We start from the raw sequence: 21,160 nt of genomic DNA on the forward strand, positions 1-21,160 counted from the left end.
AAGCCTGTTCCGGCTCTCAACCCACGTCCTTGGAAGGAGGACAAGACGATGCAGGAGGTCTTCGATACGATCCTCGCCGCCATCCGCCTGCTGACCTTCCAGCCCGCACAGCGGTCATGCAAGGGCAGGTATCGGCTGATGTGACCAAGAAGGGTGCGGCAGGCGCGTCGCAGTCGCCGGCCGCTCACATCGGCCTGTCGGCGCTTCGGCCTGAAGCGCCGCGGGCCTGCTTCCGCTATTCCACCCGCACGGTGACGAAGCGCAATTCGCCGGTCTTGTTGGCGATCATCAGAAGCGCGTTGCGGCGTCCATCGCTCTTCAGTTCCTCGACCCGCGCCGAAACATCCTCCGGCGTGTCCATTGCCTCCTGGCCGACCTCGACGATCACGTCGCCGACCGCGACCCGACGCTCGGCCGCGGCAGAATTCGGCTGGACCTCTGTCACAACCACGCCGTCGACATCATCGGCAATGCCGAAGCTCTTGCGGCGATCGGCGTCGAGTACTGCGAGCTTCATGCCAAGTACGACGTCGGTCGCCGGCAGTTGGGCGGCGGGCGGCTCGTTCGGCTTTGCACCCTCGCCGTTCGGCTTCGTTTGTACGTCTGCAAGGTGCTCGCCATCCTCCAGCCGGCCGAGCGTGACGTGAACCGTCTGCTCCTTGCCGTCGCGAATGATGACGACGTCGACCTTCTTACCGACGGCGCTCTCGCCGACCGCGCGCATCAGGTCGCGGATCTCCGCGACATCCGTCCCATCGAAACGGGTGATGATATCGCCTGCCTTGATCTCGCCCTTGGCGATCGGCCCACCTTCGATAATGCCGGAGACCAGCGCACCATGGGGCCTCTCCATCTTCAGGCTTTCGGCGATGTCGTCGGTGACCGGCTGAATGCGCACGCCGAGCCAGCCGCGCCGGGTCTCGCCGAATTCCTTGAGCTGATTGACGACGTTCATCGCCAGTTCCGTCGGCACGGCAAAGCCGATGCCCACCGACATGCCGGTCTGAGAGAGGATCGCGGTATTGATGCCGATCACCTCGCCCTGCATGTTGAACAGCGGACCGCCCGAATTGCCGCGGTTTATCGCCGCGTCGGTTTGGATGAAGCTGTCATAGGGGCCGGCATTGATGTTGCGCCCGCGCGCCGAAACAACACCGACCGAAACGGACACGCCGAGGCCGAACGGATTGCCGACCACCATCACCCAGTCGCCGATACGGATCTTGCGCGAGTCGCCGAATGAAACAGCCTTGAGCGGCTTCTTCGGCTCGACCTTCAGCAGCGCCAGGTCGGTCTTGGTGTCCGTGCCGACCAGCTTCGCCTTCAGCTTGGAGCCGTCCGAGAAATTGATCTCGATGTCGTCTGCGTCCTGGATCACATGGTTGTTGGTGACGATGAAGCCGGCAGGGTCGATAATGAAACCGGAACCGAGTGAGTTGACCGTTCGCGGCCGGTTACTCTCCCCGCCCTGCCCCTTGAAGAACTCGTCGAAGAATTCCTGATGCGGCGACCCTTCCGGCACCTGCGGCATGGGTGCGTCGTCATCATCGCTCTTGACGTTCTGGGAAATGGAAATATTGACCACGGCGTCGAGCAGTCCCTCGGCAAGGTCGGCGACGGATGGCGGCCCGGCCGCCGGTCGTGATGTTGCCGTCTCGGCGAGCGCCGTGTTGTTTAGAAGCAGTGCCGTCGCGGCCGCAAGCACCAGGCCGCGGAAGAATTCTGGTCGTGTCGACAAGTCGCTAGGCTCCTATTATTCCTCTTGGATCACACCGGCCATGGAACGAGGCAATTCATGGATTGTCGCAATCCGGGACCGCCGCGTGATCGATTCCCTTCAACTGCACGATACGCCGCTGGCGCGGGTCCGCACACAGATCTTCACTTGAAGATACGGCGGAATTCCGGAGCGTCCAAACACGATTTCCTGATCCGCTCCGCGAAGGCAGGGGCCGGCATCTCGGGTCAGCGCCGCGTTCGTGCGGTCAGCCGGTGATCTCGTGCCCGTGATCCTTCAACGCCTGCACCGCCTTTTCAAGGTTGGAGCCCGCGACGAAGACGTAATCAGTGCTGAAGGTCGAATTGGCGAATACGCCGACGCCGGCTGCGGAAAGCGGCCGCAGCACCGAGGACAGGACGCCCGGCACGTCGAAGCTGAAATGCTGCTCGATGCGGAAGCAGCGCCATCCAAGCGAGCTCTGCACGCTCGACGGTACGCGGGCGGCGCGACAGACCAGCGTCATTTCTTCGCGAGAGCTGGACACCGTCCAGAAACCCGGCCCCGGCAGCCACTCCGGTATCGCGGACCCGACGTTCAGACGGGTAATGGCATATTCGGCATCGACCAGCCGGATCAGCAGTTTATGTGGCATTTCGCATTATCCTCGAACCAACCATACAAGTCCGACGCCAGCCGCCACCGAAACGAGCCCAGCCAGTCGGAGCTGATCTTCCGGGACATACGGCAAACGCTTCGCCAATTCCACCAAAACCAAAGGGGCCAGTGCGTACACCAGCCCCTCTATGATCAGGAAGAAACCAAACCCAATCAGGAAATCGGACATCGCCCCCTCAATCTGCGGTCGCAGGCGGCGGGGGCGCGGTCGGCGGCTGTGATGACGCTGCACCGTCCGCACTGTTGAAATAGCGGAAGAATTCCGAATGCGGCGACAGCACTACGGTTGTGTCCGGATTGCCGATGGATTGGGAATAGGCCGCCATCGAGCGGTAGAAGTCGAAGAAGCCGGGATCGCGCGTGAAGGCGTCGGCAAAGATCCCCGCCCGCTCGGCTTCGCCCTGGCCGCGCAGGATTTCCGAATCACGCTGGGCTTCCGCGACGATTTCGACCACCTGGCGATCGGCGATCGCACGGCGGCGCTGACCTTCCTCGTTACCGCGTGCGCGGATCAGCTCGGCTTCGGCCAGACGCTCCGCCTTCATCCTCTCGAAGGTTTGCTGCGAGACCTCCTGCGTCAGGTCCGTCCGGCGGATGCGCACGTCCTCGATGTTGAGGCCGAGCGATTCGGCATCGGCCCGGAGATCCGTCCGGACTTCGCGCATCATCGACGCGCGTTCATCCGAAAGGGCCGCCTCGAACCCCCTCAGGCCGTAGACACGGCGCAGCGATGCGTCGAGACGGGTCCTGAGCCGCGCCTCGGCCGACTCCCGGTCGCCCGAAACGGTCTCGCGGAAACGCCGGGCGTCGGCGATCCTGTAAACCACGAAAGCGTCAACCTCGTAGAACTTGCCGCCGGAGACCTGCACGCGGATATTGTCGAGATCGAAGCGAAGCGCCTGATCCTCGACAAATTGCACGCGGTCGGCATCCATGAAGGCGAAGGGAAGCTTGAAGTAAAGGCCGGGCTCGGTCTTGACCGCTCGGATCTCGCCGAAGCGCACGACGATCGCCTGCTGGCGCTCGGTGACCACGAAAACCGACGAATAGATCACCACGAGCACCGCCGCGAGGACGATCAGGATGATTGAACTGCGATTGTTTATCATTGGGTACCTCCCGACTGCGCGGGTCGGCCGATTTCGTTGAGCGGCAGATAGGGCAGTACGCCCTGACCGTTTTTCTCATCGAGAATGACCTTCTTCGACTTCCGGAAAACATCCTGCATGGTTTCGAGATAAAGCCGCCTGCGCGTGACGTCCGGAGCCTTGGAATAGGCGTCATGGACCGAGATGAAGCGCTGTGCCTCACCCTGCGCTTCCTTGACGACGCGGTCCTTGTAGGCGGCCGCCTCTTCGCGGATCTGCGCGCCCTGGCCGCGCGCCTTGCCGAGCACCTGGTTGGCGTACTGGTTGGCTTCCTCGACGAAGCGGTCCTCGTCCTGCTCGGCGCGCTGCACCTCGTCGAAGGCATCGGCGACTTCACGCGGAGGCGCGGCATCCTCGATTGCGACCGTATTCACCGAAACGCCGGCACCGTAACTGTCCATCGTCGCCTGAATCGTGTTCTTCACGTCGGCGGCGATTGCCTGGCGGTTGTCGCGGAAGATGTCCTGAGCCGGACGCCGGCCGACGACCTCGCGCATGGCGCTTTCAGCCACCTGCTGCAGCGTGTCGGACGGGTTCTCGACGTTGAACAGATAGGCCTTCGGGTCGGTTACCGAGAACAGCACCGAGAACTGCACGTTGACGATGTTCTGGTCGCCCGTCAGCATCAGCCCGGCACTGGATTGGCCGGCGGAGCGTCCGCCGATATTCTGCTGCTGTTCCGTGACCTTGACGAACTCGACCGTTTCGAGCGGCCAGAAGTGGTAATGCAGGCCCGGCATCGAAATTTCTTCCTTCGGCCTGCCGAAGCGCATCTCGACGCCGCGTTCGTCCGGCTGAACCGTGTAGATCGAGTTGAGCAGGATGAAACCGACGATCAAAAGGCCGACGATGACGAAGACACCGCCGTTGAAGCCCCCCGGAACCACATTCTTCAATTGGTCCTGACCGCGCCGGATGATCTCCTCGAGATCTGGCGGGCCACCTCTCCCGCCTCGCGGCCGATTGGGCCCCTGGCCCCACGGCCCTTGATTGCCGCCGCCGCCCCATGGGCCGCCGCCGCCACCATTCTGATTGCTCCAGGGCATCAAAACCTCTCTTCAAGAAAACTCTCTCGCCGACCACCCGCAGGCACGAGCAAGCGGTCGCGATGTGAAACCGTTATAGGTATCACATGCATTGCTTTCAACGCGATACGGCCGACTTCACCGTAAATGGGTTAAAATAGTTGGGAGACTCGCTACACGAACAGGTGAGCGCCACATGCGGGCGGAAAACCGCTTCGCACTTTTCCTCATTCCGGCGTCTTGGCTGGCGCGGAATGCGGGCGGAAAACCGCTTCGCACTTTTCCTCATTCCGGCGTCTTGGCTGGCGCGGAACGCGGGCGGAAAACCGCTTCGCACTTTTCCTCATTCCGGCTTCTTGGCTGGCGCGGAATGCGGGCGGAAAACCGCTTCGCACTTTTCCTCATTCCAGCTTCTTGGCTGGCGCGAAATGCGGGCGGAAAACCGCTTCGCACTTTTCCTCATTCCGCTGTCTCCCGCCGCCGCCAGGTCACAAAATGCATCGCATGGCTGTCCTTCTCGCCGCGCGGCAACTCCTCCTCGAACACCCGCTCGAAGACCGCCGGATCGATCGCCGGAAAACGCGTATCGCCATCGACCTCGGCCTGCACCTCCGTCACGTGCAGCACGTCCGCGACGGCGATCGATTGGCGATAGATCTCTCCGCCACCGATGATGCAGATCTCGCCTGCGCCGACCGCGGCGGCATGTTTGCGCGCCAGTTCGAGCGCCGCCTCCAGCGAGGGAACGACCTCGGCGCCCTGCGCCTCGAAATCGCGGTTGCGGCTGATGACGATGTTCGCTCGCCCCGGCAGCGGGCGCCCGAGCGAGGCCCAGGTCTTCCGCCCCATCACGACAGGCTTGCCGATCGTCAGCGCCTTGAAGCGCTTGAGATCGGTCGAGAGCCGCCACGGCAGATCGCCCTCGCGTCCGATCACTCCGTTGGTCGCGACCGCGACGACGATCACGATCTTCGGTTCAGCGCCCGTTTCAGTCTTTGCTTCAGTCATGGAAACCACTCGGCTTGCTATCGATCTCGCGCGCTCGCTGCAGGGCCGCGCGGTCGGTCACGACGCGAATGTAGCGGTCGATCACCTCGCTTTCCGGCAGGATCTTGCGCATCCATTGAAGCGCGCTCGCCAGCAGGAGATCGGCCGCACTCATGGTCTCGCCGAGGAGATAGGTCTGGCGGCTCAATACGCCGATCACGTGGGCGCACATTTCAGTGTAGAGCCTTGCGAGCGCCGGGTTGTTGACGGTCACGCCGGAAATATGGGCAAGCGCCGTCGGCTCGATGACGCCGGCATAATAGGCGAGCCAGGAAAGATAGGCGCCGCGGTCGGGATGACCCGGCGGCCGGCCGAGACTGCAGTTCGGGTGGAGGTCTGTCAGATACTGCACGACGGCGGCCGACTCCCAGATCACAGCGCCGTTGTGCAGAAGTGCCGGCACCTGCTTGTGCGGATGTGGATTGTTCTCGTCCGGTCCGCCCGAGCCATCCCACCGGCGGATGTTGACATAGCGGATCTCGTATTCGGCGCCGATTTCCTCGAGCAGCCAGATAATGCGCGACGAGCGCGACAGCGGCGCATGAATGAGCGTCAGCATCGAACCCTCCCTGTTGCGCCGGCTCGCGGCGCTTTTTCCGGAAGCGTCGCCCCGCATCCGCAGGAACGCGGGAGGAAGCTCCCTTTCTCGTTTCGGCACGTATAGGCCGCTTCAGGCAAGTCACTTGAAGCTGGCTCCGCGCCGATCGATCTCTGACGCGACCGGAAGCGGCTACCATCCCGCCCAATCTAGACGGCGACCGGCGCCTTGATATGTGAATCCGCTTCGTAGCCGACGAGCGTGAAGTCCTCGAATTTAAAGGAAAATATGTCTTTGACCGCCGGATTGATGCGCATTTCCGGCAACCGCTTCGGCGTTCGCGTCAGTTGCAGCCGCGCCTGGTCGAAGTGGTTGTGATAGATGTGCGCGTCGCCAAGCGTATGGACGAAATCGCCGGGCTTCAGTCCCGTCACCTGCGCAACCATCAAAGTCAGCAGCGCATAGGAGGCGATGTTGAAAGGCACGCCAAGGAAGATGTCGGCCGAGCGCTGGTAAAGCTGGCAGGAGAGCTTGCCGTCCGCCACGTAGAACTGGAACAGGCAATGGCAGGGCGGCAGCGCCATCTCGTCGACCAGCGCCGGATTCCACGCCGAAACAATATGGCGGCGGGAATTCGGATTGGTCTTCAAGCCTTCGATAAGTGCTGCGATCTGGTCGATGTGGCCGCCCTCGGGCGTTGGCCAGGAGCGCCACTGGTAGCCGTAGACCGGACCGAGTTCACCCTTCTCGTCCGCCCACTCGTCCCAGATGCTGACGCCGTGCTCCTTGAGATAAGCGATATTCGTCTCGCCTTTGAGGAACCACAGGAGTTCGTGGATGATCGAGCGCAGGTGCAGCTTCTTGGTGGTCAGGACCGGGAAGCCTTGCGACAGGTCGAAGCGCATCTGGTAGCCGAAAACCGAACGCGTGCCGGTGCCGGTCCGATCGCCGCGGTCGGTTCCGCTTGTCATCACATGTTCGAGGAGATCGAGATATTGCCGCATGCTTCTTCGCCGACGATTCGTTCGCTTCGTCCAAAATAGGACGAAGCCTCCGGCGAACCAATGGCTGAGACGAGTTTTCCCGCAAATTGATGCCGCGATGGGCCCCCGCGCTAAGCGACTGCTGTCAAGGAACGCGGCAGACATTCTAAGCGTTCTCCGGGACGCCCTTGCAAGTATTCAACCACGTCATGTCCGAAACCATACTCGTCTTTGTGTTCGGCACCCTGAAGAAAGGCTTTCCACTACATCGACGGGGCCTCGCTCGGGCACGTTTTCTGGGGTCTTATCGGACAGCCCGGAAATATCCGATGCTCATTGCCGGCCCGTGGTTTGCTCCAATGATGCTGGATGAACCGGGCCACGGTCTTCACGTCACGGGCGAGCTTTATCTGGTCGATTCCGTCATACTCGCGCGGCTTGATCGGTTGGAGGCGGTGGGCCGGCCAGGAAACCTTCGAAGGCTGATCCGCATCACGCCCGAAAGATTTGGACCGAGTTGCGACGCGTTCGCCTATCTCAAATCCAGGTTTTTGGCTTCCCCAGCCCACACGGGATATCTCGCGTCCTATGACGACAGGCGCTTCGTGCCGCCGTGGCGGCGCTAAGGACTATCCAGCGTTCCCCCATCCCCCGCCCGCTCATTTGGCAGGGCGACGGTTTGCGGCGTGGTCCTGGTACTGCTCGTTTCTCACGGCTCTTTCATCAAGGCCGCGCGTATCCGAATGCTGCTTCTTGTCCCGGTTGGACAGAACATCGTTCTCACCAAGAGCACCACTCTTGACTTCGCTCTGTGCTCCGCTGCCCGAACCTTTGCCTTTGTCCGGCTTTCCGACATGCTTGCGACTGGCGTGAGCCATGGTTCGTCTCCTTTCGTTGTCTTGGAGGGGCGCGAAGAGGCTTCGCTCAGCTCTCTGCACCCTTGTGGCGCCGGCCTTCCTGGTTCTTTCCGCGTGCCATGCTGCGGTCGTCTTCGTCGCGCGCATCGCCATGCTCAGTGTCGAGGGTGTCGCCCTTTCGATAGGCTTTTCTCAGGGCCTCCGAGCGCTGCAGCTTCTCTTCAGCGTCGAAGTCCTTGCTTGCGTTGGACGTATCCTCGCGGCCCTGAAGCACGCGCTGTTGCTGTTCGTGCGTCTTCTTGCCGACCATTGCTTCCTCCTATTTGTTCGTTCGGCCGCGCTGACGCGGATTCGCACCACCTGAGTGGTCGTGTCGTTCGCCACGTCGCCTTCGATGGTATTGCCGCGCTTTAGCATCTCGTAGTCGGATGGTCCCTGGATACCCTTGGTCCGGCCGATCCCGGGGTCCTGCTTCAGATCCTTGTCGCTGGGGCGGCGCGTTTTCGGATGTTTGGAAGACGTCATGAGGCTTCCTTCCGTATTCTGGTCGCTGCGAGCGCCCGGATCGCACGCGTTTGCGTTTCACCCCGGGCCATATTGGCTAACCCCCACGGCCTCGCGAAGGTTCCGAGATTGTCGAGCACGCCGGCGAGGTTTTCTCGGTCTGCGACGAAACAAACTTGGCCGAGTGGGGTTAGGCCTTTGAGATTGATGGAACGTTCGACCTGCGAGAGAGGTGTGACTATGAGTGCGACAGGCCTCGATGTCTTCGACAAAACCCTGCAAACCACCAATATCTGGCTCGGCGAGATCATGGAACACCATGGGCCGGATCGGAAAGTGGCGTGGCACATCTTGAATGTAGTGTTGAGGGTGCTGCGCGACAGGCTTCCTCCCGAGGTGGCCGCTCACCTTGGTGCGGAACTGCCGCTGCTCGTGCGGGGCGCCTACTACGACCAATACCGTCCCAACCATCGGCCGGAAAAGGCGATGCGGTCGCTCGACGAATTTCTCGAGTGCGTCACTGAGGGGATGAAGCCCGGCCGCCCGGTTAATCCCGCTGAAGCCACGAAATCAGTGTTTCAGGTGCTTGCACGGCACGTCGATCTCGGCCAGTCGGCCAAGGTGCGCGACACCTTGCCAAAGGAAATCCGTGCTCTCTGGCCGGACAGCGTCGGTACCAAGGAGCAGGCATAGCGCCCAAGGGCCGCGGGCTTTGCTTGATCACTCCGGATACATGAAATCAGTACGATCGTGATCCTGGATCGCTCTGCCAGGATCACGAAAAGGCGCAGCAACGTTGCGCGTCTGAAAGGCCGCGCGGCGCTGCGGCGCGAAACCCCTTCTGATCAGAGCGCCTGAAGCTTGCCGAGGTTCTTGGCCACCAGATAGTAGAAGGTCACGCGCGACTTGGAGCGATCGTCCGCCATCGCATTGGCCGTGGCCGCTATTGCCGCATCGGCGTCCGCTCCGCCGACGCCGAGCTTTTTCTCGCACCACTTTTCCTTCACGCGCTCGAGCTCCTTCGGGTCCGTCGCCGAAACAAGGGCGGAATCCTTATTGCGAAGAGCGATGCCGAGATGGCGCACGATCTTGTTTACAACTGCTTCGTCGGCGCCGCTGTCGTATTTCTGCACGTCTGCGAGATAATCGGTCATGATGCCTCCAATTTGCACTTGCTCTCAAGCTGCCGCCCTTTTCGCGAGCTGCGTGCAGCAGGCGGAGTTTTTCACGCTCATCGGGTATGTCAAGGCGTTTCCGTGCCAGCCGCATCGGGGATAATATATCCGTCACATTCGCCTTCATGGCCCCTTTTCTTGGGCAGCGGAAAGACCTATATGAGGTGTGCCGTCTTCGGGCGGCTATGGCAATAAACGGGCGATGAAATAAACCCATTGGACCCGGGGGCGGTACCCGGCGCCTCCACCAAAAACCGGCCTGGAAATCCGGACCGGCTTTTGATGGGGGCGAAATAGGATCGACAAGGGCGTAAAGATCGACTTTTTGCTCGGCATTGTACCACCGTTATCGGGCTAAACTTATAGTTGCAAACGACAACTATGCTGAAGCACGTCTCGCTGCCTAACGGCGGTGCGGCACTTCAAATCAAGCCCTTCCGGGTAGCACCGTAAGGCGGGGTCCGAAGGCACCTGGCAACAGAAGCCTTCACCTTCTCCCCTGTCGCGAAATGGTCTATAGATGCTTGATAATTGACTCGTCATAAGCGGACGGGGCAAAGGAGTGTCGCACAGTGCTGCACACCGGCTTTGGTGCGCAAGACGCTGCGGCGCTTTAACATGCAGCAGTTGAGTTCGAAGGAAGACGGGGATCATATGGGCCAGGACCACATACGCTACGACATTCTGGCGCAGGACGCGCTTCGCGGCGTCATTCGCAAGGTGCTGGCCGAAGTCGCAGCCACGGGTCATTTGCCCGGCGACCACCACTTCTTCATCACGTTTCTGACGGGCGCCCCCGGCGTGCGCATCTCGCAGCACCTGAAGGCGAAATATCCCGAGCAGATGACGATCGTCGTGCAGCATCAGTTCTGGGACCTGAAGGTCACCGAAGCGGGTTTCGAGATCGGTCTCTCCTTCTCCGACACACCAGAGAAGCTCGTGATCCCGTTCAATGCCGTCCGCGGCTTCTACGATCCGTCGGTCAATTTCGAGCTCGAATTCGACGTCGCCGCCAGCGAGGATGAAGAGGAGTCGGCGGAGATCACCGCGTATCCGGCCGGCGAAGACGGCAACGAACCTGCCGAGAAGAGCCCGGAAAAACCGGGCGAGCCGAAAAATGGTGGAGGCTCGGTCGTCTCGCTCGACTCCTTCCGCAAGAAGAACTGATCGATACGGAGGCGGCGATGGCCGGCGACATCGTCAACCTGCGCCAGTTCCGCAAGAAACAGGGTCGCACCGAAAAAGAGAAACAGGCCGAGCAGAACCGTATCGCTTTCGGACGCACCAAGGCCGACAAGACGCTTACCCGCGCCCTGAACGAGAAAGCATCAAAGGCGCTCGAGCAGGGTCGGCTGGAGACACCGGCCACCACGCATTCAACCGACGGCACCCGGGACGGTGACAAGGCGTGACAAGCCGCACGGTCCGCAATCCCGAAAAACGATTCTGCCGCAAAGGCTTGAGCCAGCCTCCCGAATCGGAATGCCAACGCCTTGAATCGGTTTGTGAGCGATGACGATCGTCAAGCATTCTGCCACTCTGCACGGCCACCGCACGAGTATTACCCTCGAAGAACCGTTTTGGCAGGAACTGAGATCGATCGCGCAAAGCCGCGGCATGCCGCTTGCCCGACTGATCGCCGAAGTCGACGACGGACGCAACCCCGACGGCAATCTCTCCTCGGCGCTCCGTATGTACGTTCTCGCCTGGGTAAAATCACACGCCAGCGCGACAGAAAAGTCCTGAGGCCGCACTTACGGCGCCGTGCGTCAGGCGCACAAAGGTCGCTGTAGCACCTTGATCTGCTGCATGTTTTCGTCCTTACGTCGGATGCGATTCAAGGAAACGTGCGTGCCTCTCAGGCGCGCAAAGATGAGAGTGCGCCTGAGCCCCGCAAATCAGCCTCCTGCGAGCCGCGACGCCTGACCGTCGCCCCCCGTGTCGACCGGATGTGCGTCAAGCTCCGGAAAACCGCGGCGCAATTGCTCAGCCATGGCGCGTATGCCGCCCGACATCGGCGAGTGCTCCATTATGCATACGCAGTTCCGCCCTGCCCCCTTGGCAAGATAAAGCTGGTCGTCTGCAATCCTGAAAATGTCCTCGTAGACGGCCGGATAGGTGAAGAGGGCAATCCCGATGCTGACGGTGACCGCATAGGCACAGTCGCCTTCCGGCACCCTGTCCTCGGCGACACCGAGGCGGATGCGCTCCGCCAATGCACCGATCGCAGTCGCATCGGTCGATCGCACGAAAGCGCCGAACTCTTCACCACCAAGCCGTCCAACCACGCCCGCTTCGCCCACCGCGTCGCGCAGTACCGTCGCGATCCCGACGAGCGCCGCATCTCCGGCAAGGTGCCCATGGCAATCATTGATCTTCTTGAAATGATCGGCATCCAAGATCAGGAGCGCCGATGTGGGCGGAAAGGGCGTGAGGTCCTGTTTCGCGAAGAAATCGGTGACGTCGGCCGTGAAGGCGCCCCTGTTCAGACAGCCCGTCAACCCATCATAGCGGCTCGCCTGCATAAGGAGGCGATTGGCCAGCGCCAGTTGCTGCATCTTCACCCCGATGAAGGCAAAGAGCGGCACGGCAAGAAGCACGGGAATACAGAAGGCGAGGCCGAGCGTGGTGGCCATGACCTCAGCGCCGAAACCGGCCGTGCAATAATACGTGATGAGCATTGCAATCGCCGTGCAGCCGACGGTGCCACCGAGGGTACAGTTCACGATCCAGATGACTGCGCGGCGATCAAGCCGCGGCTTAGGCGATTTCATCTCGCAACCCCAATTATGGGCGCATTGTGCCTGAGGGGATGCTAATACGGCTTCAAATGGACCACTAAAATTCTAGGGTTTAGGCGATTTCGGCGCCGAGAAGAGGAAAAACCGCTTCGCACTTTTCCTCATCCCGACTCATTCACTCGACGCGGGATGCGGGCGGAAAACCGCTTCGCACTTTTCCTCATCCCGACTCATTCATTCGACGCGGGATGCGGGCGGAAAACCGCTTCGCACTTTTCCTCATCCCGCTATTGCACCGTGATGTCTGGCAGCATGTCGAAGTTCAGCGGCGGGCCGGCATTTTCCCCGGCCGCGTTGCCGCCGGACGGTGGCTGCTGGTTGCCGCGTTGGACGTTTTGCGGGGCCTGTGGTGGCTCCAGCGCGCTGCGCGGCGGGAGTTGCCGCAGGCGCAGGCGCAGTTCCTCGGCCGCGCGCCGTTCGGCCGCTGCGCGCGCCTCCGCCTCGGCCTTCATCCGCGCCGCCTCCGCGGCCGCGGCCTGGCGGTGGCGCTCCTCGGCGATCGCCCTCAGGCGCGCCACCTCGCGTTCGGCCGCGCGTGCCCTGTAAAGCGCCGCTTCGCGGCGAAGCCGCTGCTTCTCAAGCACATTCGATTGCAGCGTTTCCACGCGCCGCCGCTCGCGCTCGAAGGCCCTGAGCGACAGGAAATTAGAGAGGTCGGTGACGTCCATCGAAACATCAGGCGCGTTCAGAGGCCCGTCAAAGCCGAAGCGGACGCGCGGTTCGGCGCCGGCGAGCGCCTCTTCTCCCGGCCGGAACGCCAGGTCGATCACGCCATTCATGCGTTGTTCTGCGAGGTCGAATGCCGCTTCGCCGGTGAATGCGGCATTGCCGTCACCCGCCGTGACGCTCTGCGCCCTGACCGTGCCGCCGGCGACGCTGAAAGGTACCTTGATGGCACCGACGACCGATTGACCGGTAAAGAGCACTTGCTCTGCCGCCTTGCGGACCGCGTCAGGCGAAATCTCGGTCGTCATGGCATCGGCGGCGGTCATCAGCGGCGCCAGCGCCGCCGTGTTTAGGCCGTTGAGCGTGACGCCGTTGAACGTCGCCGTCCCCGACCCGCTCGCCGAATGGGCCATTGCCCGCGGGGTCGCGCCCGAAGCTTCCATGGCAACGGCCAGATCGAACCGACCCGTTGCCACCGGACCGCTTTCGCGCGTCCATCCGGCGGCGGCAAGATCGCCGCCCTTGAGGTCGAAGCGCGAGCGCAGGAAGCCCGAGCCATTGGCGTTGCCGACTTGCAGCCGCCCCTCGAGCTTGCCCCCAAGCCATTCGCCGGCGGCGTCGCTCAGCGCCAGCTCGTCGCCCTTCCATTCGAGCTTCCCGGCAAAGCCGGTAACCGGACCGTAGATGCCCGGCCAGAAGCGCTTCGCCGTGACGTTCAACGCAACGTCGAGCCCTGTCCAGGCTGGCTGCGCGACCGGGGCCATCGACAATCCGCCGATCGACGCGTCCTCGAATTGCCCGAGAATGCCCTCGCCGAGCCAGCCGAGGTCGAGCGTGTCCACCGCAAGCTCGCCGACCGCCTTGCCTGCGGTCTTTCGGTCGATCGCCAGCGCGCCGGAAAAGACATTCTGGTCGACCTTGCCTTCAATCGTCGAGAGGGCAATTCTTTCTGCATCGGTGGTGATGTCGGTCGACAGCGTCACCGGTAGCCCGCTGCCCATTTGCGGCAATCCGATCCCCTGGAGGAGCAGGAACGGCTCCAGATCTTCGGTCTGCAGCGTCAGCTTCGCCTGCCCTTCGAGATAGTGGTCACGGGCAAGATCGAAGTCACCCTTGGCGGCGAGCGACGTTTTCTCGGTCGTGAAGGTCAGCGTGCCGTTCGCCTTGGAACCCTCCGTGCTCTGCAGCTTGACCGCCAGGATGCCGTTGGCATCCGCATCGAACGGCAGCGGATCGAAGCCCGCCTGTCCGACGAGGACGACCGACTGCGGATTTTCGAGTGTCGCCTCCAGCAGCATTCCCTTGCCGGTAAGCGCCTGGGCGACGTCGGGCGCCTGGTAGCTTGCGGCGATCTTGCTGCCGTTGGCAGTACCGATCACACCGAAGGTGACCAGCGCACTGCCCTCGTTGCTGCCGGCCGTCAACGTCACGTCCAAAGCGGCATCGGAATAATAGGGGCCGGCCTTGATGAGCTGCTGCAACGCCGGATGGGCGACCGCGTGTCGGCCGACCATCTCGAGGAAGGGCGTCAGATCCTTGGCGGCGAGCTTCATCTTCGCCGAAAGCACCGGCTGGTCGAGGCCGCCGCTCATCCGGCCGGAAAAGGCAAGCTGGGCGCCCGATAGCGAGCCGATCGCCACCCGCTCGGCCTGCAATTGCCCGTTCTTGAGCGTCAGGACCGCCTGCACATCACGCGCCTCCTCACCGAAGGCGGAAAATGCGTCGGCGGAGAGATCAGCGGCGATCGCATGCTGCAGCAGCGTTCCGTTCGAAGCATCGCCGGCGACGAGACCGGCCAGCGCCTGCAGCGCCTCCAGGTCGATACGGTTGCCCTTGAGCTGCAGCGACAGGCTCGGCTGCTGCTCCGCGAAGGACTGGCGTTCGATCCGGCCCCGAAGCGTCGCAGGGCCCGCCGCCAGCTCGAGGCCCTCGAACTGCTGCAGCGTGTCCGTCAGGTTGACGGTCGCGGCAAAGCCGGCCGTCTTCAGCTTGCGGATCGCCGGGTCCACGGACCCGGCCAGCCAGTTCGCCAGCCCTGAAGGCTGGTTGGAGGCGACCAGGATGTCGCCGCGGAAGGCGCGCTGTTCCTTGAGGTTCAGCCGCCCGCTGGCCTCCATTTGCGTCCGGCCGGGCAGCAGGGCCACGGCATTCTCGACGATCCAGCCGGCGCCATCCGGCCTGACGTCGAGCCGCACGTCCCGAACCGTCGTATCGCCGATCACGATCGCCGGCAGCTTCAGGCTGGCTCGGCCCGGCACCTGCGGGATAGGAATGTCGGCGGCGATCGCCAGCATTGCCTCGATCCGCTGGCGCAGCGAAATGGCAGGATCGCGGCCGGTCTTGCCACTGCGGCCGGAATTGCCGATGCGGCTGACGTCGATCTGCTGCCCATCGGCGATCAGCAGGAATTTCTGGTCCTTGCCGGTGTCGAGCGTCGCCTCGCCCGTGACGACGTAGGGATCGTCCGGCGGGCCAGCCTCGAAGCGGAATTCCGGGACACGGATACTTTCGTTCGTGAGCTGGAAATCGCCGTTGATGCGTAGCGCGCCACTTTCCTTGGCCTCGTCGGCCGGCCGGTTTTCGGTCAGCGTGAAGCGGCCGGCATAGACCGGTCTGAAGTCGACGACCTTGAGATCACCGTCGAGCTCGACACCGAACGGCCGCTTGTCCGGCGTCAGCCGCGCCCTGAGGCTCAGCGCCCCTTCTTCGTTCACCTCGTTGCTGGAAAGGGAAAAGCTGCCGGCTTCGCCATCGAGCGCCGCGCGGCCCTCCACCTTCCACGGGCCGGCAAGAGAGCGTGCCGACAGATCGGCAGAGAGATCGCTGACGCGGCGGGTCCGCCCCGTCTGCTCGTCGACGAACTCGATTTCACCGTCGACGATCTCGACCTTTTCGAGAACGACCGCGCTCGCCGGGATCGACGCGCGGCTCCCACGCGCCCAGTCCAGCGTGCCATCCGGGAGCAGGCGGATCCTCGCCTTCGGTCGATCGAGCCGCATGTCGAAGATCAGCGCCTCGCCGCTCAAGAACGGTGCAAGCTCGGCGCTCATGGAGAATTGCGCGATTTGGACGATCGGCTGGTCGCCCTCGGTGGGACCGACGCGCACGTCGTTGAGGGTTACCGTCGGGAACGGGAGGATGCGGGCATCGACACTGCCATGAACCACGACCGGCTTGCCCATGATGCGGCTCGCCTCGCGCTCGAAATCGTTGCGGAAGTTGGTCCAGTCGATGAACAATGGTGCGATCAACGCCGCAAAAAGGGCGACGACGATGAGCCCGCCGATGGTAACCAGAATTCGCGCCAGCACCGTGTCACATTCCCGTCTGTCTCATTCGCGCCCCTACCCGCATCCTTGAGCCGCTGATCCCCATAGTGTCAGGCAAAAATCTTGCCTGGGTTGAAAATATTGTCCGGATCGAGCGCGCGCTTGATCTGCCGCATCAGATCCAGCGCGTCGCCGAGTTCCGCCTCGAGAAACGGCATCTTGCCCTGCCCGATTCCATGTTCTCCCGTGCAGGTACCGTCCATCGACAGAGCCCGTGCGTTAAGCCGTTCCACGAAGGCTTCCGCCCGCGCAACATCGGCTGGATCCTTGTCGTCGAAAAGCAGCCCGACGTGAAAGTTGCCGTCGCCCGCATGGCCGACGATGGGGGCGACCAGCCCGTGTGCTGCGCTATCCTCATGCGTCGCCGCGACGCAATCGGCAAGCCGCGAGATCGGCACGCAGACATCTGTCGAAAGGATCGCGGCCCCGGGCACCAGCCCCTTTTGCGCCCAATAGGCATTGTGCCGCGCCTTCCAGAGTCGCGAGCGCTCTTCCGGATTGGTCGTCCAGATAAAACCAGTAGACCCCAATTCCGACGCTATTTCGGCGAACTGGCGCGATTGCAGCTCGACGCTCTCGGCGCTGCCATGAAACTCGACGAAAAGCGTCGGCGTCTCCGCGTAGCCGAGGTTCGAATAGCCGTTGCACGCCTTCATCTGCAGCGCGTCGAGCAGTTCGATGCGCGCCACCGGAATGCCCGACTGGATCGTCAGAATTACCGCATTGCAGGCATCCGCAATGGTCGGGAACGGGCAGACGCCGCCGGAGATGACCTCCGGTATTCCTTGCAGGCGCAGCGTGATCGACGTGACGATGCCGAGCGTACCCTCCGCGCCGACGAAGAGCCGTGTCAGGTCGTAGCCGGCCGAGGACTTGCGCGCCCGGTGGCCGGTCGAGATCTCGCGACCGCCGGCAACGACCGCCGTCACCGCCAGCACGTTTTCCTTCATCGTGCCGTAGCGCACCGCGTTGGTGCCGGAGGCGCGTGTCGAAGCCATGCCGCCGATCGAGGCGTTCGCCCCAGGATCGATCGGGAAGAAAAGACCGGTATCGCGCAGATAGGTATTCAGGTCCTCGCGGGTGACGCCGGGCTCGACCGTGCAATCGAGATCCTCGGCGTTGACGGCGAGAACGCGGTTCATGCGCATCATGTCGACCGATATGCCGCCGTTCGGCGCGTTGACGTGCCCCTCCAGAGACGATCCGGTGCCGAATGGGATCAGCGGCACGCGGTGCGCGCTCGCGATCTCGACGATCTCGCGCACTTCGGCGCCGTTCTCCGGAAAGACCACGGCATCCGGCAATTGCGCCGGAATATAGGTCGTCGTGTGGGTGTGCTGGGCGCGGACCGTCTCACCAGCCTGGAAGCGCTCGCCGAATCGCGCGGCAAGCAGCTCCTTCGCCGCAACGATACCGCTTTCGTTTCTCGTTCCCGCTTTGATTGCCTTCAACGCCACGAAAAACGCCCCTTCCCTGCAGTGCCTCGCGTCCCGGCCAGCCGCGCAAGGTCACTGTAACATTCCGAATTTCCGCCCGATTTTATTCCCAATTCGACACCGAATTAAGGAATTACGTGGCGACTGCCTCCACCCTGGCCCGGCGCGCAAGCCAGTGGACAGAGGTTGCCATGACCCCGGGCTCAAGCGCACGCTCGTCTTTCCGTGATGCACATCGGGACGAGACGTCCGAGGCCAGATCGGAAGCGCTGACATTTCAAGGCGCTACTGTGCAAATCGGAATCAATTTGTCCAGAAGTTCACGCAGGTTCGAAGCTTCGCAACGCACAAAATCACATTTGGTGGTACCCGCTTGTCACAAATGCCCCGTTTGAGCGACGACCTCTTCTGTCGGTCGACTGCCCTGCTGCTTCCTCGCTTGGCAGCAAGCAGTGCTATGATACGTCTACCGATGTCCGCGCCTGCACCCTACAGCGCCGCGCGTCTCATGCGATGCACAAAGGACGCTGTAGCACTTTGATTTGCGGCATATTTTGTCCTTAAGCGCTCCGATTTAAGGGGACCATGCCGGAGGAGAAGGTCGAATGCTTGGATTGCTCGCCCTGCTCACAGCGTCCGTCTTCTTCGGCGCTGCCATCTATATCAACGTGGCCGAGCAACCGGCGCGGCTCAGTCTCGATGACCGCTCCGCGCTTGCCGAGTGGGGCCCGGCCTATCGGCGGGGCTTCGAGATGCAGGCTTCCCTCGCCGCCGTTTCCGGGCTCCTCGGCGCCGCGGCATGGTGGCAGACCGGCGATCCGCTCTGGGGCCTCGGGGCAGCGGTGATCATCCTCAACTGGCCCTATACCCTGCTCGTCATCATGCCCGTCAACCGCCGCCTGGAGGCGACCCGGCCGGAAGAGGCGAGCAATGAAACCCGCGCGCTGCTCACGCGCTGGGGCAAGCTCCATGCCGGCCGAAGCGCACTCGGCGCGATTGCGGCGGCGATTTACCTGCTCGCCGCTCTGAGGGGATTCTAGCCTGTCATTACACTGTCACGAACAGCGGCTATTGAGATCAATAAATCTGGATCTATAGATATATGGAAAAGAAAACGGCCCTTGCCGCCCTTGCCGCCCTTGGCCAAGATACCCGCCTCGAAGTCTTCCGCCTTCTGGTGCGCGCCGGACCGGATGGCGTGCCGGCGGGCGAGATTGCCACGCGGCTCGGCACCATCCAAAACACGACATCGGCGCACCTGAAGGTGCTCGACCACGCCGGCCTCATCCATGCCGAACGCGACGGGCGCATCGTGCGTTACGTGGCCGATATGGCCGGCTTCTGCGACCTGCTCGCTTATCTCATGGAAGACTGCTGCAACGGCAATCCCGAACTTTGCCGCCCGGTCATCCGGGCCGTGACCTGCAATTGTTGAGGAGGTTAATCGTGAACGATCATAGACTATTCAACGTTCTCTTTCTTTGCACCGCCAATTCCGCGCGCTCGATCATGGCCGAGGCGATCCTCAATCGACTTGGCCGGGGCAAGTTCAAGGCGTTCTCGGCCGGATCGCAGCCCAAGGGGAAGGTTCATCCTCTCGCCCTGGAGCTGCTGCAGAGCCTCGACTACAACACATCTTTCGCGCGCTCCAAGAGCTGGGACGAGTTCGCCGGCCCTGACGCGCCGAAGATGGATTTCGTCTTCACCGTCTGCGACGATGCCGCCAACGAGGCCTGCCCCGTCTGGCCGGGGGAGCCGGTGTCAGCGCATTGGGGCGTGCCGGACCCAGCCGTGGCCGAAGGCAGCGAACCCGAAAAACACTTTGCCTTTTCCGAAGCCTATCGGATGATGAATAATCGGATATTGGCCTTCATCAGCCTGCCGATGCCCACGCTCGACAAGCTCGCCCTGCAGCAGCGCCTCGACGAGATCGGCCGCGATAGGCCGAACGGGGGCTGATAGCGATGACATTCGATCTCCGCCGCCGTCTCGCGGCCGAAGCGCTTGGGACCGCTATACTCGTCGCCACCGTTGTCGGCTCCGGCATTATGGCGGAGAAGCTAACGGACGACGTCGCGCTTTCGCTGCTCGGCAACACGCTTCCGACGGGGGCGATCCTCGTCGTGCTGATCACGGTCCTTGGGCCGCTTTCCGGTGCGCATTTCAACCCAGCCGTGACGATGATCTTCGCACTCCGGCGCGAGATCGAGGCAAACGCGGCGCTCTTCTATGTCGTCGCACAGATCGCCGGCGGCATCGCCGGCTCGCTTGTCGCGCACGCCATGTTCGAGCTTCCGCTCATCCAGATTTCAGCGACGGCGCGCACCGGCACCGGCCAGTGGATCGCGGAAGCGGTCGCCGCCTGCGGCCTCGTTTTCACCATCCTCGCCGGACTCCGCTTCCGGCCGGATGCGATCGCCTGGCTGGTCGGACTCTATATCACCGCTGCCTATTGGTTCACCGCCTCGACCTCATTCGCCAATCCGGCGGTCGCGATCGCGCGCGCCCTGTCGAATACCTTTGCGGGCATCCGCCCGGTCGATCTGCCCGGCTTCATCCTCGCCGAGATTTTCGGTGCATTGCTGGCGATGGCGCTTGCCGGCTGGATACTGGCGGAGGAGAAGGTAGCGGTTCACGCGCTCAACGAGCTAAAAGGTGCTGAATGACCATGGACGTCAAGATCTATCACAACCCCGCCTGCGGCACCTCCCGCAATACGCTGGCAATGATCCGCAATGCCGGGATCGAGCCGACGGTCATCGAGTATCTGAAGACGCCGCCATCGCGCGACGAACTCGTCCGCATGATCGCCGACGCGGGCCTGACCGTGCGCGAAGCCATCCGCGAGAAAGGCACGCCCTATGCCGAACTCGGACTCGACGATCCTGCGCTGACGGACGACCAGCTTTTGGACGCCATGCTCGAACACCCGATCCTGATCAACCGGCCGTTCGTCGTAACGCCGCTCGGAACAAGGCTTTCGCGTCCGTCCGAACTCGTGCTCGATATCCTGCCGGAAACGCACAAGGGACCGTTCAGCAAGGAAGACGGCGAGAAGGTGCTCGACAGCGAAGGCAAGCGCGTCCGCTAGACCGGGATGAATGTGCGCGGTTTTCCGTTCGCATCCGCTCTAACTCATTAGGATCGATCACGTCTATGACCTTACTGCATGTCGCCTCTAATCGTAGCCGATTAAAGGACAAGAACATGCAGCAATTCAAAGTGCTACAGCGTCCTTTGCGCGTCTGAAAAGACG

The 21,160-nt window shown here is 62.4% G+C and carries 24 protein-coding genes, 1 other RNA gene and 1 pseudogene; 11 read left to right on the forward strand and 15 right to left on the reverse strand.

Annotated features, from left to right (window positions below; all coding sequences use genetic code 11):
* Nucleotides 1-235 precede the first annotated feature (235 nt).
* The 8 genes from FKV68_RS13730 to FKV68_RS13765 all read right to left on the reverse strand — a co-directional run bounded on the left by FKV68_RS13730 (nt 236) and on the right by FKV68_RS13765 (nt 7,157).
* Complete coding sequence (locus tag FKV68_RS13730; RefSeq protein ID WP_180938359.1) at nt 236-1,738, reverse strand: Do family serine endopeptidase; 1,503 nt, start codon at nt 1,736-1,738, stop codon at nt 236-238.
* Between the two features lie 247 nt (nt 1,739-1,985).
* Nucleotides 1,986-2,372, reverse strand: coding sequence for an ACT domain-containing protein (locus FKV68_RS13735; RefSeq protein WP_180938360.1), 387 nt, complete (start codon nt 2,370-2,372; stop codon nt 1,986-1,988).
* A gap of 6 nt (nt 2,373-2,378) precedes the next feature.
* Nucleotides 2,379-2,564 (reverse strand): DUF2065 domain-containing protein, encoded by a 186-nt coding sequence (locus tag FKV68_RS13740; protein ID WP_180938361.1) that lies wholly within the window; start codon nt 2,562-2,564, stop codon nt 2,379-2,381.
* A gap of 7 nt (nt 2,565-2,571) precedes the next feature.
* Nucleotides 2,572-3,504 carry a protease modulator HflC gene (gene hflC / locus FKV68_RS13745; protein ID WP_180938362.1) on the reverse strand — a complete coding sequence of 311 codons (933 nt, stop codon included), beginning with the start codon at nt 3,502-3,504 and terminating at the stop codon, nt 2,572-2,574.
* Nucleotides 3,501-4,589, reverse strand: a complete 1,089-nt coding sequence (hflK, locus tag FKV68_RS13750; RefSeq protein WP_180938363.1) for an FtsH protease activity modulator HflK — start codon at nt 4,587-4,589, stop codon at nt 3,501-3,503. The genes hflC and hflK overlap by 4 nt, the downstream gene beginning before the upstream one ends.
* Before the next feature lie 438 nt (nt 4,590-5,027).
* Complete coding sequence (locus FKV68_RS13755; protein WP_180938364.1) at nt 5,028-5,576, reverse strand: dihydrofolate reductase; 549 nt, start codon at nt 5,574-5,576, stop codon at nt 5,028-5,030.
* A complete protein-coding gene (locus tag FKV68_RS13760) occupies nt 5,569-6,174 on the reverse strand; it encodes a glutathione S-transferase family protein (RefSeq protein WP_180938365.1) in 606 nt (201 codons plus the stop codon). The genes FKV68_RS13755 and FKV68_RS13760 overlap by 8 nt, the downstream gene beginning before the upstream one ends.
* A gap of 188 nt (nt 6,175-6,362) precedes the next feature.
* Nucleotides 6,363-7,157 carry a thymidylate synthase gene (locus FKV68_RS13765; protein ID WP_180938366.1) on the reverse strand — a complete coding sequence of 265 codons (795 nt, stop codon included), beginning with the start codon at nt 7,155-7,157 and terminating at the stop codon, nt 6,363-6,365.
* 188 nt (nt 7,158-7,345) lie between these two features.
* Here FKV68_RS13765 and FKV68_RS13770 point away from each other — a divergent pair, with 188 nt between their 5' ends.
* Nucleotides 7,346-7,762 carry a gamma-glutamylcyclotransferase family protein gene (locus FKV68_RS13770; protein WP_180938367.1) on the forward strand — a complete coding sequence of 139 codons (417 nt, stop codon included), beginning with the start codon at nt 7,346-7,348 and terminating at the stop codon, nt 7,760-7,762.
* A 33-nt stretch (nt 7,763-7,795) separates the two neighbouring features.
* Here the strand turns inward: FKV68_RS13770 and FKV68_RS13775 are convergent, their stop codons facing one another.
* The 3 genes and pseudogenes from FKV68_RS13775 to FKV68_RS33110 all read right to left on the reverse strand — a co-directional run bounded on the left by FKV68_RS13775 (nt 7,796) and on the right by FKV68_RS33110 (nt 8,518).
* Nucleotides 7,796-8,014: a hypothetical protein gene (locus FKV68_RS13775; RefSeq protein ID WP_180938368.1), complete on the reverse strand. Its 219-nt coding sequence runs from the start codon at nt 8,012-8,014 to the stop codon at nt 7,796-7,798.
* A 46-nt stretch (nt 8,015-8,060) separates the two neighbouring features.
* Nucleotides 8,061-8,303, reverse strand: coding sequence for a hypothetical protein (locus FKV68_RS13780; protein ID WP_180938369.1), 243 nt, complete (start codon nt 8,301-8,303; stop codon nt 8,061-8,063).
* Between the two features lie 9 nt (nt 8,304-8,312).
* Nucleotides 8,313-8,518: pseudogene (locus FKV68_RS33110) on the reverse strand (hypothetical protein).
* Between the two features lie 219 nt (nt 8,519-8,737).
* Between FKV68_RS33110 and FKV68_RS13785 the strand changes: the two are divergent.
* Complete coding sequence (locus tag FKV68_RS13785) at nt 8,738-9,190, forward strand: DUF2267 domain-containing protein (RefSeq protein ID WP_180938370.1); 453 nt, start codon at nt 8,738-8,740, stop codon at nt 9,188-9,190.
* A 152-nt stretch (nt 9,191-9,342) separates the two neighbouring features.
* Here the strand turns inward: FKV68_RS13785 and FKV68_RS13790 are convergent, their stop codons facing one another.
* Entirely contained in the window at nt 9,343-9,651 is a 309-nt protein-coding gene (locus FKV68_RS13790) for a DUF2853 family protein (RefSeq protein WP_180938371.1), read from the reverse strand.
* 150 nt (nt 9,652-9,801) lie between these two features.
* Between FKV68_RS13790 and ssrA the strand changes: the two genes are divergently transcribed.
* The 4 genes from ssrA (at nt 9,802) to FKV68_RS13810 (ending at nt 11,418) form a co-directional block, all read left to right on the forward strand.
* Nucleotides 9,802-10,164, forward strand: a transfer-messenger RNA (tmRNA) gene (gene ssrA / locus FKV68_RS13795).
* A gap of 162 nt (nt 10,165-10,326) precedes the next feature.
* Entirely contained in the window at nt 10,327-10,839 is a 513-nt protein-coding gene (locus tag FKV68_RS13800; protein ID WP_180941512.1) for an SspB family protein, read from the forward strand.
* 17 nt (nt 10,840-10,856) lie between these two features.
* Entirely contained in the window at nt 10,857-11,084 is a 228-nt protein-coding gene (locus tag FKV68_RS13805; protein ID WP_180938372.1) for a DUF4169 family protein, read from the forward strand.
* 100 nt (nt 11,085-11,184) lie between these two features.
* A complete protein-coding gene (locus tag FKV68_RS13810; RefSeq protein ID WP_180938373.1) occupies nt 11,185-11,418 on the forward strand; it encodes a ribbon-helix-helix domain-containing protein in 234 nt (77 codons plus the stop codon).
* 152 nt (nt 11,419-11,570) lie between these two features.
* Here FKV68_RS13810 and FKV68_RS13815 read toward each other — a convergent pair whose 3' ends face one another.
* The 3 genes from FKV68_RS13815 to FKV68_RS13825 all read right to left on the reverse strand — a co-directional run bounded on the left by FKV68_RS13815 (nt 11,571) and on the right by FKV68_RS13825 (nt 17,925).
* The gene (locus tag FKV68_RS13815) at nt 11,571-12,446 is read right to left on the reverse strand and encodes a GGDEF domain-containing protein (RefSeq protein ID WP_180938374.1); all 876 of its coding nucleotides are present in this window, start codon (nt 12,444-12,446) and stop codon (nt 11,571-11,573) included.
* Between the two features lie 254 nt (nt 12,447-12,700).
* On the reverse strand, nt 12,701-16,450 hold the full coding sequence (locus FKV68_RS13820) for an AsmA family protein (RefSeq protein ID WP_180938375.1): 3,750 nt from the start codon (nt 16,448-16,450) through the stop codon (nt 12,701-12,703).
* A 68-nt stretch (nt 16,451-16,518) separates the two neighbouring features.
* Complete coding sequence (locus FKV68_RS13825) at nt 16,519-17,925, reverse strand: FAD-binding oxidoreductase (protein WP_180938376.1); 1,407 nt, start codon at nt 17,923-17,925, stop codon at nt 16,519-16,521.
* A gap of 584 nt (nt 17,926-18,509) precedes the next feature.
* Here FKV68_RS13825 and FKV68_RS13830 point away from each other — a divergent pair.
* The 5 genes from FKV68_RS13830 to arsC all read left to right on the forward strand — a co-directional run bounded on the left by FKV68_RS13830 (nt 18,510) and on the right by arsC (nt 20,995).
* Nucleotides 18,510-18,944: an anthrone oxygenase family protein gene (locus tag FKV68_RS13830; RefSeq protein ID WP_180938377.1), complete on the forward strand. Its 435-nt coding sequence runs from the start codon at nt 18,510-18,512 to the stop codon at nt 18,942-18,944.
* A 62-nt stretch (nt 18,945-19,006) separates the two neighbouring features.
* Nucleotides 19,007-19,339 (forward strand): ArsR/SmtB family transcription factor, encoded by a 333-nt coding sequence (locus FKV68_RS13835; RefSeq protein WP_180938378.1) that lies wholly within the window; start codon nt 19,007-19,009, stop codon nt 19,337-19,339.
* 11 nt (nt 19,340-19,350) lie between these two features.
* The gene (locus tag FKV68_RS13840; RefSeq protein ID WP_180938379.1) at nt 19,351-19,863 is read left to right on the forward strand and encodes an arsenate reductase ArsC; all 513 of its coding nucleotides are present in this window, start codon (nt 19,351-19,353) and stop codon (nt 19,861-19,863) included.
* A gap of 5 nt (nt 19,864-19,868) precedes the next feature.
* Nucleotides 19,869-20,570, forward strand: coding sequence for an aquaporin (locus FKV68_RS13845; RefSeq protein ID WP_180938380.1), 702 nt, complete (start codon nt 19,869-19,871; stop codon nt 20,568-20,570).
* On the forward strand, nt 20,567-20,995 hold the full coding sequence (gene arsC, locus FKV68_RS13850; RefSeq protein WP_245181302.1) for an arsenate reductase (glutaredoxin): 429 nt from the start codon (nt 20,567-20,569) through the stop codon (nt 20,993-20,995). The genes FKV68_RS13845 and arsC overlap by 4 nt, the downstream gene beginning before the upstream one ends.
* Nucleotides 20,996-21,160 lie beyond the last annotated feature (165 nt).

Source organism: Sinorhizobium mexicanum, assembly GCF_013488225.1.
Classification (GTDB): Bacteria; Pseudomonadota; Alphaproteobacteria; order Rhizobiales; family Rhizobiaceae; genus Sinorhizobium; species Sinorhizobium mexicanum.

What these genes read in the sequence shown, in the direction of transcription:
- FKV68_RS13735 (WP_180938360.1), bottom strand. Translation starts at nt 2,372, where the DNA reads ATGCCACATAAACTGCTGATCCGGCTGGTCGATGCCGAATATGCCATT.
- FKV68_RS13740 (WP_180938361.1), bottom strand. Translation starts at nt 2,564, where the DNA reads ATGTCCGATTTCCTGATTGGGTTTGGTTTCTTCCTGATCATAGAGGGG.
- hflC (WP_180938362.1), bottom strand. Translation starts at nt 3,504, where the DNA reads ATGATAAACAATCGCAGTTCAATCATCCTGATCGTCCTCGCGGCGGTG.
- hflK (WP_180938363.1), bottom strand. Translation starts at nt 4,589, where the DNA reads ATGCCCTGGAGCAATCAGAATGGTGGCGGCGGCGGCCCATGGGGCGGC.
- FKV68_RS13755 (WP_180938364.1), bottom strand. Translation starts at nt 5,576, where the DNA reads ATGACTGAAGCAAAGACTGAAACGGGCGCTGAACCGAAGATCGTGATC.
- FKV68_RS13760 (WP_180938365.1), bottom strand. Translation starts at nt 6,174, where the DNA reads ATGCTGACGCTCATTCATGCGCCGCTGTCGCGCTCGTCGCGCATTATC.
- FKV68_RS13765 (WP_180938366.1), bottom strand. Translation starts at nt 7,157, where the DNA reads ATGCGGCAATATCTCGATCTCCTCGAACATGTGATGACAAGCGGAACC.
- FKV68_RS13770 (WP_180938367.1), top strand. Translation starts at nt 7,346, where the DNA reads ATGTCCGAAACCATACTCGTCTTTGTGTTCGGCACCCTGAAGAAAGGC.
- FKV68_RS13775 (WP_180938368.1), bottom strand. Translation starts at nt 8,014, where the DNA reads ATGGCTCACGCCAGTCGCAAGCATGTCGGAAAGCCGGACAAAGGCAAA.
- FKV68_RS13780 (WP_180938369.1), bottom strand. Translation starts at nt 8,303, where the DNA reads ATGGTCGGCAAGAAGACGCACGAACAGCAACAGCGCGTGCTTCAGGGC.
- FKV68_RS13785 (WP_180938370.1), top strand. Translation starts at nt 8,738, where the DNA reads ATGAGTGCGACAGGCCTCGATGTCTTCGACAAAACCCTGCAAACCACC.
- FKV68_RS13790 (WP_180938371.1), bottom strand. Translation starts at nt 9,651, where the DNA reads ATGACCGATTATCTCGCAGACGTGCAGAAATACGACAGCGGCGCCGAC.
- FKV68_RS13800 (WP_180941512.1), top strand. Translation starts at nt 10,327, where the DNA reads ATGGGCCAGGACCACATACGCTACGACATTCTGGCGCAGGACGCGCTT.
- FKV68_RS13805 (WP_180938372.1), top strand. Translation starts at nt 10,857, where the DNA reads ATGGCCGGCGACATCGTCAACCTGCGCCAGTTCCGCAAGAAACAGGGT.
- FKV68_RS13810 (WP_180938373.1), top strand. Translation starts at nt 11,185, where the DNA reads ATGACGATCGTCAAGCATTCTGCCACTCTGCACGGCCACCGCACGAGT.
- FKV68_RS13815 (WP_180938374.1), bottom strand. Translation starts at nt 12,446, where the DNA reads ATGAAATCGCCTAAGCCGCGGCTTGATCGCCGCGCAGTCATCTGGATC.
- FKV68_RS13830 (WP_180938377.1), top strand. Translation starts at nt 18,510, where the DNA reads ATGCTTGGATTGCTCGCCCTGCTCACAGCGTCCGTCTTCTTCGGCGCT.
- FKV68_RS13835 (WP_180938378.1), top strand. Translation starts at nt 19,007, where the DNA reads ATGGAAAAGAAAACGGCCCTTGCCGCCCTTGCCGCCCTTGGCCAAGAT.
- FKV68_RS13845 (WP_180938380.1), top strand. Translation starts at nt 19,869, where the DNA reads ATGACATTCGATCTCCGCCGCCGTCTCGCGGCCGAAGCGCTTGGGACC.
- arsC (WP_245181302.1), top strand. Translation starts at nt 20,567, where the DNA reads ATGACCATGGACGTCAAGATCTATCACAACCCCGCCTGCGGCACCTCC.